14 protein-coding genes are annotated in these 12,255 nt (G+C 35.8%); 2 read left to right on the top strand and 12 right to left on the bottom strand.

Going from position 1 to position 12,255, the window contains the following annotated elements:
- Positions 1–37: 37 nt before the first annotated feature.
- The 4 genes from Q9R46_RS02955 to Q9R46_RS02940 form a co-directional block, all read right to left on the bottom strand.
- A complete protein-coding gene (locus tag Q9R46_RS02955) occupies positions 38–829 on the bottom strand; it encodes a GNAT family N-acetyltransferase (RefSeq protein WP_311280936.1) in 792 nt (263 codons plus the stop codon).
- Between the two features lie 143 nt (positions 830–972).
- Entirely contained in the window at positions 973–1,770 is a 798-nt protein-coding gene (locus Q9R46_RS02950) for a phosphotransferase (protein ID WP_311278893.1), read from the bottom strand.
- A gap of 279 nt (positions 1,771–2,049) precedes the next feature.
- Positions 2,050–2,541 carry an NUDIX hydrolase gene (locus Q9R46_RS02945; RefSeq protein WP_311278892.1) on the bottom strand — a complete coding sequence of 164 codons (492 nt, stop codon included), beginning with the start codon at positions 2,539–2,541 and terminating at the stop codon, positions 2,050–2,052.
- Positions 2,542–2,815: 274 nt separating this feature from the next.
- A complete protein-coding gene (locus tag Q9R46_RS02940; protein ID WP_311278891.1) occupies positions 2,816–3,685 on the bottom strand; it encodes a GNAT family N-acetyltransferase in 870 nt (289 codons plus the stop codon).
- 223 nt (positions 3,686–3,908) lie between these two features.
- Between Q9R46_RS02940 and Q9R46_RS02935 the strand changes: the two genes are divergently transcribed.
- The gene (locus Q9R46_RS02935) at positions 3,909–4,040 is read left to right on the top strand and encodes a hypothetical protein (RefSeq protein ID WP_311278890.1); all 132 of its coding nucleotides are present in this window, start codon (positions 3,909–3,911) and stop codon (positions 4,038–4,040) included.
- Positions 4,041–4,148: 108 nt separating this feature from the next.
- On the opposite strand, the gene Q9R46_RS02930 is transcribed toward Q9R46_RS02935, so the two are convergent.
- The 6 genes from Q9R46_RS02930 to Q9R46_RS02905 form a co-directional block, all read right to left on the bottom strand.
- A complete protein-coding gene (locus Q9R46_RS02930; protein ID WP_311278889.1) occupies positions 4,149–4,643 on the bottom strand; it encodes a DUF6933 domain-containing protein in 495 nt (164 codons plus the stop codon).
- A 289-nt stretch (positions 4,644–4,932) separates the two neighbouring features.
- On the bottom strand, positions 4,933–5,700 hold the full coding sequence (locus Q9R46_RS02925) for a GNAT family N-acetyltransferase (protein ID WP_311278888.1): 768 nt from the start codon (positions 5,698–5,700) through the stop codon (positions 4,933–4,935).
- 357 nt (positions 5,701–6,057) lie between these two features.
- The gene (locus tag Q9R46_RS02920; RefSeq protein WP_311278887.1) at positions 6,058–6,570 is read right to left on the bottom strand and encodes a GNAT family N-acetyltransferase; all 513 of its coding nucleotides are present in this window, start codon (positions 6,568–6,570) and stop codon (positions 6,058–6,060) included.
- Positions 6,571–6,816: 246 nt separating this feature from the next.
- A complete protein-coding gene (locus Q9R46_RS02915) occupies positions 6,817–7,425 on the bottom strand; it encodes a hypothetical protein (RefSeq protein WP_311278886.1) in 609 nt (202 codons plus the stop codon).
- A gap of 163 nt (positions 7,426–7,588) precedes the next feature.
- Positions 7,589–8,200 carry an alpha/beta hydrolase gene (locus Q9R46_RS02910; RefSeq protein WP_311278885.1) on the bottom strand — a complete coding sequence of 204 codons (612 nt, stop codon included), beginning with the start codon at positions 8,198–8,200 and terminating at the stop codon, positions 7,589–7,591.
- Positions 8,201–8,382: 182 nt separating this feature from the next.
- Positions 8,383–8,607: a helix-turn-helix domain-containing protein gene (locus Q9R46_RS02905; protein WP_145329937.1), complete on the bottom strand. Its 225-nt coding sequence runs from the start codon at positions 8,605–8,607 to the stop codon at positions 8,383–8,385.
- Between the two features lie 153 nt (positions 8,608–8,760).
- Here Q9R46_RS02905 and Q9R46_RS02900 point away from each other — a divergent pair, with 153 nt between their 5' ends.
- A complete protein-coding gene (locus Q9R46_RS02900) occupies positions 8,761–9,048 on the top strand; it encodes a hypothetical protein (protein ID WP_311278884.1) in 288 nt (95 codons plus the stop codon).
- Between the two features lie 174 nt (positions 9,049–9,222).
- Here the strand turns inward: Q9R46_RS02900 and Q9R46_RS02895 are convergent, their stop codons facing one another.
- Both Q9R46_RS02895 and Q9R46_RS02890 read right to left on the bottom strand, forming a co-directional pair.
- Positions 9,223–10,611, bottom strand: coding sequence for a hypothetical protein (locus Q9R46_RS02895; RefSeq protein ID WP_311278883.1), 1,389 nt, complete (start codon positions 10,609–10,611; stop codon positions 9,223–9,225).
- A gap of 73 nt (positions 10,612–10,684) precedes the next feature.
- Positions 10,685–11,911 (bottom strand): Shedu immune nuclease family protein, encoded by a 1,227-nt coding sequence (locus Q9R46_RS02890; RefSeq protein ID WP_311278882.1) that lies wholly within the window; start codon positions 11,909–11,911, stop codon positions 10,685–10,687.
- Between the last annotated feature and the right edge of the window lie 344 nt (positions 11,912–12,255).

The raw sequence follows: 12,255 nt of genomic DNA, 5'->3' as shown, positions 1-12,255 counted from the left end.
ATATTATGTTAGATGCACCACCCCGCCCTCGTCATAATTAATTTCTTGTCCATGTTGCCCGGGTATATCCAATTCTCATACCTACTCTTTCCATGTTCCGATGGCTTTGCGAGCCATATGAGCACTGACTAACAACGAGATTACAATCGTTGTAGGCATCATTAATTCGTCTAAGTAATAAATTTGTTTGAAATCCTTTATTTCGATATTCCGGTAGTGTTGTCGCAAAAGTTAATGAAGCAACATTATCCTCGATATACATGACAGCTACTGCAGCTGGACGCCCCTGAGCCAACCCCAAATAATAGTGCCATCCCGGACGGGAAAACAATACTCGGTTATTTGCAGCTACGTGTTCTTTCCCATCAAGAGATAATCCTGTACCTAAACAATGAATTTCTGCATATGTATTGAACTCATCTTCGTGCAGTTCACGAATTTCCAGTTTATCATTATCGAACGAATCTTGATTTCCAGGTTCACAAAAAAGCGTTGTATGAAATCCTGATTGATAAAACCCTTTATTATGGAGTTTTTTCATTACTTCTTGATTTATGTTACCGGGGATAACTTGTATCTCAAAATTCCTTTCCCTCCCACTATAAAAGTCTAAGATATCTTCAATGACATCTTCAGAAATTCTTCCCTTTACATTATTAAAAAGCCCCCAGGGCATGGTTTTACTATAAAACGCCGTGCTCTCCCCGAATTGTTTAATTTCAATACCCTCAGGGTTTCCTTCTCGTTCTTTGATTGCAGTCATTCGATCAACCATATAATTAATTTCAGATTTTTCTAGGATATCTGCTAGTTCCAAATTCAAAATCATCAAATTTATCCCCTTCCTTGATAGCATACAGGTATACTGCGTGGTTTCACTTAGCGTTACCATATTCACGAATCCGAATCCGAAAGGCCAGCCGCGCCAATACGTTGTAATACAATGTCTGTTCTTCCCTTAAGTTTGGATATTCACAACAATAAAATATCGATGATTTGATGAAATTTCATTCTATTCTCATCTAATTCAGAAATTCCATATCCTTTCATAAACTCCTCTACTTCTTCTTCCTTATCCGTATAAAATGTAAGACTTTTTACAAGATAATAAATATCATAGTACGGATCGGATATTCCAGATGCTCCTACATCAATAAATGCTGCAATACGCCCCTTATGTATCATAACGTTTCCCGAACCATAGTCACCATGCGTAAAAACCAGTTCTTCTGTCGACGCTTTATACATTTCCAAGAAATCCATCAATTGCTCAATGGTATGATTGGGAAATGACTTGTTAATAGCATCCATGACTTCATGTTTTCTTTCAAAAATATTCCTCCTTACCATATCAATAAGCTTATCCGGCAAATTATCGTTGAACTGACAATTATGAATGGGGATATTGTGTATTGTTCTTAATCCCTCTCCCAAAATATAACTTAGACTTTTTTGACCCTCTTCCTGCTTGTATTCTTCGGCAGCACAGCCCCCTATGTAGGTCATAATTAAATGTTCCTTTCCGTTCTCCTTTAGATAACCAATAACTTTAGGAACCGGAACTATATCATTGAGCCATTTCAACCTCTCTGCTTCGTCCATCAAACTTCCGGAATCTTCAACATTTTTTTCTTTCAATACATACTTTACAGAATTACTAAACTCCAATATGCACACCGATTGATAATGTCTTCCTTTTTCGATGGCTGTGGCACTAACTAATTCGGATAGATTTATTAATTTACTTGGTATTGATAATCTGTTATCCATGGTTTTGTACTCCTTAATTTTGTATCTTGCGCTATTACACTGTTTTCCAATGGAACTGCCACCTTGAATTTATTTTCATAATATATGCTTTTATTCTCACCGGTCTCTATGATATTACTGTACAAACAAGGACTATCCATAATGACACTGTGTCCATTCGATAAATAAAAATCCTGGGAATCCTGACATCTGTAAAAAAACATACGTACACCTCTATTTTCAAATGTAGTATTGTAAGTCTTTCAGAGAACGTTCGGATATTATGGCGATGTTGTCTGCTTAGATGTGCTTTCCAAATCTATGTTTTAAATAGTACTTTAACCCCGCACGATCTACATCTGAAAACTGTTTTTGATCTTCTATCATCATTTTATAGACTTCTTCGACATTTTCCCATCTGATATTGGTAGTTTCATCTCCTACTTCTAAGAGATTGCCATCAACCTTACATATAAAATACATTCCCATAGAATCAACTGGACCTTTTATAGTTTGATATACACAATAAGGTTCTAGACACTCAACTTCAAAATCGGGATCAACCCCACGTGTATCTATACGCTTATGACTACCTTCCACTTCAATAACAGTTAAACCTGTTTCTTCGAAAACTTCTCGTCTCAGACCATCTAATATGGATTCGAATAATTCTAATCTTCCACCTGGCAATTCTGATGATTCCTCATTCTTTTTATTTCGGGTCTGTATGATTATTTCCGTATTATCGTTTCCTTTACGTTCGACAATTGCTCTTGCATTAACATAGAACATCCAGCACTCTCCTTTTTATGTCGATCTCTAGTGGTACTGCAGCAGTTTGCATAACATTCCTGTATTAATAAAATGACCCAGCCTTAGATAGTTCTTATCTTAGGCTGGGTCGTTTGTTGTCTGAGATTCCTTCATGATTAGCATCTGACAACCAACGGTTATAACCCTGCAGCATGAATACTATGTTATAGGATTTCTGAGTCTTCTTTGATACTTTGATATACCATAAAGATTTTTTTAGTTGGTAACTCGTTCTTTTCCTAATCTTAATCTACTAAATATTATCCATAGGGATCACATAATAAAGAGATTCCGCAGACACATCAAATCCTATGGACTGATACAGACTTAATGCACGTCTATTTTGAGTAACCACACTCAAGCGGATTGGAGAGTACTCTTGATTTTGCAAGAACTTAACTACCTTCGACAGAATTCCACGGCCATATCCCCTCCCCTGAAATGCAGGAAGTACACAAAAATCATGGATAATGGCAGTATTCGTATGAAGACAATTCACTCTAATCATCCCTACGGGTGTCAGACGGTCCATAGCAATATAAGTGATACGTGAAGATTCTTTAGTATGGCTCAGATACTCCCTAGTCCAAGACTCGGAATCTCCAAAAGCCTCAGACAAACACGTAATCATAAATTCTAAGTCCTGTTCTACAGCCAATCGCAGATTAATGTCTCTGACACATAATTTTGTATCTTCTATGCCCTTGAAGGTCATAGAGAATTCAGATGAATTAAAGCTAGCTCCTAGATGTCTTATACAATCAATGCCTGACTCAGAGTTTGATGGAATTCTGAAACGGCAAGTACGTATACCCTGCATTTGCATCTCCGCCGTTGCCCTTTGAAGTAATTCCCGAAAAACACCAGAACGGCGAGATTGCGGATGAACCATACTATTAATATTGGCTTCCATCCCATCTGAGGAATACCAGCTCAGAAAACCGACTAACTGATCTTCATGATGGCAAAGGAAAGCATGATCTCCATCTATCTCTTTAAGGCTTTCGATCCCCACCCTCAAACTTGAGTTATCGTTTATCTTGCACAACTCTTCTAGCATTCTAATTTGATTGATCTGATCATTTGAAAAGTCATTCATTTTTATAATTTGATATTCTTGCACTGGTTGCCCTCATCAAGAAAGAAACACGCAGTTTATGGACGAGTAAGCGCTATCCCTCTAATTTCTGTCCAACTATTCATGGTTACCAATCGAACCGCCTCCTTGATAAGCTATGTATACATTATTAATTTAATCATGAGAATAATCAATGTTTTCAGGATATTTAAGTGCTTTGGATTTTGCTGCTCACTTGAGAATATTAATGCCAGTAGGTATCTAATTGATGTTACGATTTACGATGATTTACTATAATGTTCCCGTATACACGACATCCCACCGACTCATGGTTGTGCCAGCAGCCGGCCGCGAAATGGTTAGTCGGTGGCATGTGTCCGGCTGGATCGGCGAATACTAAATTGCCTCATCTTGAACTCACTGCAAACTACTACGGGACCTAGGGCAACGAAGTTGCCCCGATGTGTGAATATGTTGTTAGGCAATGCCAAGGCCGCCCTGAGTTCCTTCAAATGATGTTGTAGTTGTCATTATTCCATAAGGATTCTTTAAAATAATTGATCGGTTCCTTGTAATCTATTGGTTTATGAATCATTCTATTTAGCCACTTCATGCGTTCAATGTTATCGTGAAAATCATCTTCAATAAACCACGTCACTTCTTTCATCGTTCCTAGGACGCTTCTATTGTTTGTTTTCGAGATAACTACTTCTTCGCTATTCGCAAAATATCTATTGATAAGACTTTCATTAACGCCCTCTCGGAGTAAGTATTCCCGAAGAGTTATGATAAATTTTTCTTTCAACCGCTCAATTTGCCCTGTTCTAATTCCATCAATGATAATAGCTAATCTAGTTAGATCGTTCACAAAAACAATGTGTTTTCGTTTGTTCAAGTTATAAATATTTACATGCCAGCTTAAAAACAGAGCTGCATTGATATCTTCAACTGAAGTCACTTTCATATCTTTCAATAAGTCTTTTGTAAGTCTTAGTGCTAGCATTATGTTGTCCCCTCTCTTACTGATTTCGCCTAACGTTGTTGTATTCATGAGCCCGAAAGGCTTAAAGGAGCAAAGCGACTGGGTGGCTCAGCCACTTAGCCTTGCAGGGACGTCTGCCGAAATCGACTGCTTCGAAAATCCTCGGGCAAACCAAGGAGCAATAGCGACGCGACACAGATATATTGTTACACGATGTATCCGCCTTCTTTGAAGTACCTACAATTATTTTTTTTGCAACACTCAACTACCATGTCCTGTTATCTTAATGACATCCCCGTAGTGTGTCTGTTTATATGGAATACACTTCGTATTCTTTTTCCAATTTGTAACCTAATTTTTCTGCAAGAGCAACTGACTCTATATTAGCTGCCTCCCAGTTTGGGTGAATATTTCGGCTTAGGCACTCAAGAATCAATCTTGATGCGCAAGCTAGTGCCAAACCTTGGCGTCTGTACAAGGGATGTGTCCCAATTGTAACTTCAATACACCCTTCATGATAAGTATAAGAAGAAGCACCGGCAATAATCTGATTATCCTTGAGGATAACAAATCCAATTCCATGCTGCATAAATTCTTCTAAGGAAGAGAAGAAACAACAACAATCCGCCATAAAGGGATCTTGCAGTACCATTGGGTAAATATGTTCATCTATGGGTACGATTTTGAAAGCAGTATCTATCATTTTTATGTTCTCTTTTAATTGTTCTATTTGGAAATTCGATTCTTTCTTAAAGGAATACCGGTTAAACTTTTGGAATGAATCTGAGTAATGTTGAGATAAAAGGGATATCCAAGAAAACTCATTCGTAATTATGATTTTCCCCCTGCATTCTTCAAGAACAAACCACAATGGAACATCTACTTCTTTCAAAGCTTCGACACTTCCAAGTAAGAATGCGAAATCTCCTGCAATAATTACGGAGTACGTGGGCTCCTTCTTACTGTCAATCCATGCCCTTCCTATATTTCCTTCTATACTCGCAAAAAGAACTGTATTACTTCTACTGTTGCATAGAAAGCGAACAGTCTCGAGCTCATTCTTAGCTAATTCTAACACCAATCGTTCCCCCCACATCTAAGCAAGTTGCACTTAAAAATTACTGATACTCTACACGATACCATACAGATAGCTCGTTGAAGTTCAAAAATGTATTAAGCTGGTTTAGCTTAAAGTACATCTGAGCTTTGATGAAAGGTTTTATTCTTTAAGGCTATTTCATCTAGCGTTGTTGTATTCACAACGTCCTACCGATTTAAGACTGCGAATGCAGCCGAGCGTGATGAGGTTAGTTGGGGCGGATGGGTCCGCCTGAATCCAGCTTCCCAACTACTCTCCTTCTGGCGGACCGAGGAGCCGTCATGCCCCGACACATGGATATGATGTTATATGATTGGAATGCCTACTTTGAGTTACTTAACAATTTTTCGTAATATCAAAAGTTTGTGATATCACTTTTTGTAGTCCTAAGCCATCAACCTCAATAGTCTCTTGTTCTTCGAAGTAATCAATATGATGCTCTTCATAATATTTCTTCCAAAATCGCACTGCTGGTTTATTTTCCACGAGTTGACCGATGCTTATTTTCCCTTTTAATTGCTTAAATACTTTCTCTATTCCTAACGAAGCAATTCGATTACCACGATATTTCCTTAATAAAAATAATTCCTGTATTGTAAAATCAATTCCTTCTGAAACAAACGGAGGCGCACAAACTAATATGAAGCCAATTGGTTTACCTAGATGCATAACAAAAAATGGATGCAACTCCTCTCTCTCAAGGTAAAGGTAAGTATTTGTTGGATCAAATTTCCCATCATCTTTGGGATCTTCACAGGTATATTCTGATAAGTCATACAAATATAAATTATACAAATTCAAAAAAGTATCCGCTTGATCTTTTGTTATTTTTATGATCTCAATATCCATTTTCAAATGACACCTCTTTTTGGTATTCTTTGCATCCCTTTCATATAACGTTCCTCTATTCACGACGTCCTAGCACCTAAACCTAAACTGCTCGCCGAACGACTAGTTCGATCGACTGGCCACGACCGCGATTCGTGGTAGGATGTGTCGCCTGAATCCACTTCCCTGACTTATCTCCTGGCGACCGAGGTGGCTTGTCCGCCAATGCGTTAACACATTGTTATACAATGCGCACACCTCCCTCGATTACGCTAACTTAGAAAATCGATCTTTTATTAAATCATTAATTAATTTGTGTTTGACTTTACTTGTATATAGCATTGTAAGACTCTGACCATCATTAAAATGAATAAAGTAATTTTCATCGTCACTTCTGATAGCTAGTTCCCCAATCTTCCTCAGCAAATTAAAGTCAATCCAATCATCTTCAAAATGTATTTCCCATTCATATTTCTGATCATCTAAAATAAACGATACTTTAGCATCTTCATTATCAAAATCAACATGGCTTTTTACCTGTTGCATTTGCAATTTACCACGAGTTAAACTTACGAGTTCATTAATCATTGTCGAATAAATCTCTTCGTTCTCAACGCATTCGGTATCAAAGCTCCAAACATCGTTCGACAATCTAACTTGATTGTCATTTTCATCAATAAGATCAAAACCAATCATCGAAAGTAAGAGAGAATAGGGATCGTCTTCGTAAGTTTCGCGATCAAAATGATGCAACAACTCTTTAACAACACCATCATCATCAGTTGTGAAAGATATACCAATATCTTTGAGTACCTCTATTTGGTTTTCTAGTGAGATCTTTGTTTCTTTTGATTTCTTATGAAAAAAGTCAAACATCCTTGATCCCCCCTTAATACTAGCTAGCGTCCCTTTCATATAACGTTCCTGTATTCATGAATCACAATGGGGTTGTCTGCCGAAATGCCTCCTCGAAATCCTTCCCGCAGACCAAGGCTCATGTGGAGCCGCAGTGTGAATATTATGTTAGACGAAGTTACTATTATTGTCCCAAAAAATCTTTATATATTTTTACAAGATTTTTTAAAATTTCAATACTTTCTTCGACTTCGTTTGTTTCTAAAGAATGATCAGCATTAGCGATTTTAACAATTTCATTTTCTTCGTTGATTTTACTTGCCAACTCTTCACTAAATGCTTGATCTTTTGTTCCGTATATAACTACTCCATTGAACTTATTGACGTAGCGAATAGTATCTTTGATAGGTGTTAAAAATAGGTGTTTAATTGGCATATCAAGTTTCTCATGAACTTCTCCAGCTATTATTGTTCCTAGACTCTTACTAATAAAAACAATTTGATCATATTTATTTACTACTTGCTTAATCGACTCATGACTTTCTTCTACCACTCTTTGTACATCACCATGATCCAGTTCGGCTCGCGCAACTTGATAACCATACTCTAATATCAGAAGGTCAAAACCACTTTGAATAGCGGAAGTTCCTGCGAAATGCAAGGTAGGTTTGTGACATGGATAATTTTGTCCAGGAAATAGAACAACTAATTTTTTATTTCCCTCACGAACTTGATAGTGTTTTTGTTTCATTTCGGTTCCCCAAAATGAAGGTACATTTAAAATCTCTAATTTCATTTTCACTATCCTTTCTGGTTTTGGGTTATTTCGTCTAACGTTCCTGTATTCAAGACGTCCGACGAAGTCGGATGTGTCTGCTGAAACGCTTCCAAAAATTCATCCAGCAGACCAAGGCTCCAAAGGAGCCGCAGCTTGAATATTATGTTATACGACGGAATCACTTCTTGAATATACCTTCACTATTTTTCTTCTTCAGGTACATATTCAATTAAATCCGATAATTTGCAGTTAAATGTATCGCATAGTTTAAATAAGGTTTCTAGCTTTGTTGTTTCTATATTCGTCTCCCGATATAACTTGTTGATTGAGTTACGACTTAAGCCTGATCTCACCATCAATTCTGTTATATCATCTATTCGATGTTCTGCCATGAGTTCTCGAATATTACACTTGATTACGTTCATCTTTTCCCCTCCATATTTCTATCTTATCTTCCACATTAGTAATCATCAATCAAAAGCGAAGTTTTAACTCTACAAAGTCAAATATTCACCTTGTAATTAACTTTATGAGGTTATATAATAACTCTATAGAGTTAATCAAAGGAGGAACAGGATATGGTTAATACATTAGAATCGCTAACAGAACCACTGATAAGAATACGTCTAGAATTACTCTATACTGAGCTTTTGGATTGTCATGCAGAATACACTCGGCTTTCTTTTGAGACAGATCAATACTTTAAAACACTTCGTGATGCTTTGCCCGATCAACTTCAACATACGGTTTTTCTTTACGAAGACGCTCAAATTTCTCTTCAATCCATCTTAGAAAGAAGTATCTACATACAAGGTTTCAAAGACGCACTACAACTCTTTAGTGAATTGCAAAACTCTAGCATTTAGAGGATCAGATGATCCTCTTTTCTATTGTATTTTATTCTGTCGTAAAACGTTTCTGTATTCGTGAACCTCGAAGGAGCTTTCTACTGAAATCTCTCTCCGAAATTCACTCAGAAGACCAAGGCTCTGTCAGGAGACGCCGCTTAAATATTATGTTAAATAACGTAATAATGATCTTTACTGCTTTAAATAACTCAGATACCAGATAGGTGGAACATTCATTTTTTCTAAATAACTATAAATATCTCTTTTATTAGACCAAAGATACCACCTATTCTGAATTATCAAATCTATGTTCTTTATAGCTGTATTTTGAATTTCCTCATCCTTTGAGTCACTTAAGATCACAGATATGTTAAATAAATCACCGGCGCTGGACTCGTTGACTGTACAATCCATAAAGAAGCTTTTTAAAACAGTTTCAATTTTTTCTATTTTGAATTTTTTAGGATTACTTACATAGTGTTTGAAAATTGACCTCCATGTAATATGATACTGATTTGGTTCATTAATACTTACACAATTCAACTCGGGAAATTCCGAAACATTTGTCAAAAATTTTTCTAGCAATTTATCAGGAGGCATTAAATCTTTATTTACTTCTTCCCATTCCTTTTTCCAACATTCAATCCCTAAATAACAACTAATCAATCTAGCTGTAAGAAAGTTTAAGGAGTCTAATATTTCAAACGATTCATTAGACATGAAAAAAAACGGTGGTAAAGGCCAAGATAATTTTTCTTGGTATGTAAATCTCCCATGAGCAATAGCATTTCTTGTTTTTATTACAGAGTCTATAAAATATTCAACAAAAGGATTCAACATATTGAATTTAGTTAGAACAAATTTAATTTTATGTGACAATGCTAATTCCCTACCAATCAAAACTTCAGTAAAGACTTTTTTTACTGAATTGACTTGTGACTCAAGTTGATTTTCATTGAAAAAGAAATGTTTTTTATAAAATTCTTCAACATACCCTTTTATATTTTCTTCCAAATCTATTCGTAAATCTTTTGAGTAGATTTCACAAATTAGTTCTATAATATGAAAATAATTAAGAATAGCTTCATCATGGTAGAGATTTGCATCAACGCTTTCATTTACTAAGTAGTTTGCTTTTCTCCAACGGTCTAATAAAGATACTACAACCTCTTCATCGGATTCTAACTTCTCCAACACAGATTTTAATCGTTCCGTATAATCTTCATTTTCAATAGTTAATTTTAAAGGTTCCTCATTAATTAAATTATTCGGTATTATTGTATCTTCTCCTTTTATTTTATGATAAACCGTTAATGAGATTCCCACGAAAAAAGAAACAATTCCAAGTACTGTAAGTATGCTTGCTCTATTGTATCTGTTACTTTCATTTATTCCTTCGTGCATTTCAATACTGGTAATGCAATTCAATTGGAACTCCCTTGCTTGAGAAGCTCCATTATCTGTATAAACGCTTGTAAGATTATCAGTACTAAAAAAAGTCATATTTTTATATTTGAAGAAGATCTCTATATTTGTAAATTCATAAGCATATGTAATCTGACTGAAAACTATTTTTTCCATCTGTATTCTCCTTTATGTCATCTAACGTTCCTTTATTAACCGACTCAGCATGCGCTGAGTCGTTAATATTATGTTATACGTCGGAATCACTTCTTGAATGGGTTTTCGGCAATTGACTTTGAAATTTTCCAATAATTCTTTCTAATCTTCTAATAAGATCATCATATGTAACAATGTCCATCACATTTTTATACTTTCGTTTAATAACTTCTAAATCTCGAAGTTGTTCAATCCCAAGATCTTCTTCTCTTCCAAGAATTAATATAGCATTAGGATTTGTTATGTTAATCTTGAAACCATCCGGAAGCAAATCCTTATATTTATCTGTTAGCTTCAATTCACCTTGTCTACCCGACTTGTTTAAATGAAACAGATACTTTTCTACTTGCATGATAGTACCCGAGAGTTCTCTAACAGGGACATAATTGTCTCTATATGTTCTTGTCGAAATTAAAGCATTAGAATTAGGTTTTTTTATTTCAACCACATCAACATTTCCATTTGAGTCAACTAGCATATAATCTAATCTTCTTTCTTTCGAATCGTAATCGTCGTAGACGATTACTTCTTTGAATACTGTGATATATTTAGGATAAATCAATATTAAAACATCAATAATTTCGTTTTGCCAGTCTGATTCAGAATAGCCTTTTTCATTTTTCAGCATATCTTTAAGACGATTCAACACTATCTGATACTTCATTATTTCATATTCAGCAAATGAAGCACTTAAGCTAGACCTAGCACTATTAGCAACTGACTTTTTAGACATGTAGGAATTATAGTCCGATACAAAATCTCGTTTCATATCTACATATTCCTTTAATATATGGCTAATCCTTGCATTCGAATATTTCCGTAGTTCAGTAGATTTGGGGAATATCTCTAATATTTTCTTGAATTCTTCTATAGGTAAATCCGACTCTTTTGGTCCAATTGACAAATCCCCTTCTATCACATCAAAAACCCTTTTGAAAATAGATATATTGTTCCATGTCTTAAATATATTTAGTTGGAATTTTATACTTTTATGGATCAATAACTCCTTCTCTATCCCAATTGCAGTTTTCTTGACTCTAAAATAGTCGCCTTCTAACTTTGCAAAAGAAAATTGTGCCTCTTCTATTATAGTAAATTCTTCTGAACCGATCTCCTTATATAAATCATTCTTTTCGAAGTAAAAGGTTTTATGTATAGCTATCTCCTTGTTATCTTCAAATTTCTTCGCTATCCAATATACCCCATCCCTTGGTGTGTATCGAATTATAATTTCATCCTCGATTTCTTCGAATCTAATCATAAAATCTCCTTAATAAACATTTTTTACCTTAAGATTAAATTAGTTCTATATATTTAGCGCATAGTTTATATTTAATGGATTGTTAAACACGATTACATCTGTGTGTTATATATCTGCTATTTAGATTCTGTCGTATAACGTTCGTGCATTCCCGAATCCTCACTGCCTTAAACGACCGGAGGGAGTGGCCGCGACGCGGTTAGGCAGTGCAGGGTTGTCCGGCTGAATATGCTTCCCTGCTATTGAATCCGCTTCTTCGAAACCGCTTCTCTTGCTTCGGCCGGACCAAGGAGCGCTAGTGACGCAGCGGGAATGCCGTGTTATGTGATGGAACATTCACCACC

This window comes from Paenibacillus sp. RRE4, assembly GCF_031844205.1.
Classification (GTDB): Bacteria; Bacillota; Bacilli; order Paenibacillales; family Paenibacillaceae; genus Paenibacillus; species Paenibacillus xylanexedens_B.
This window is presented reverse-complemented; position numbering and strand designations above follow the sequence as displayed.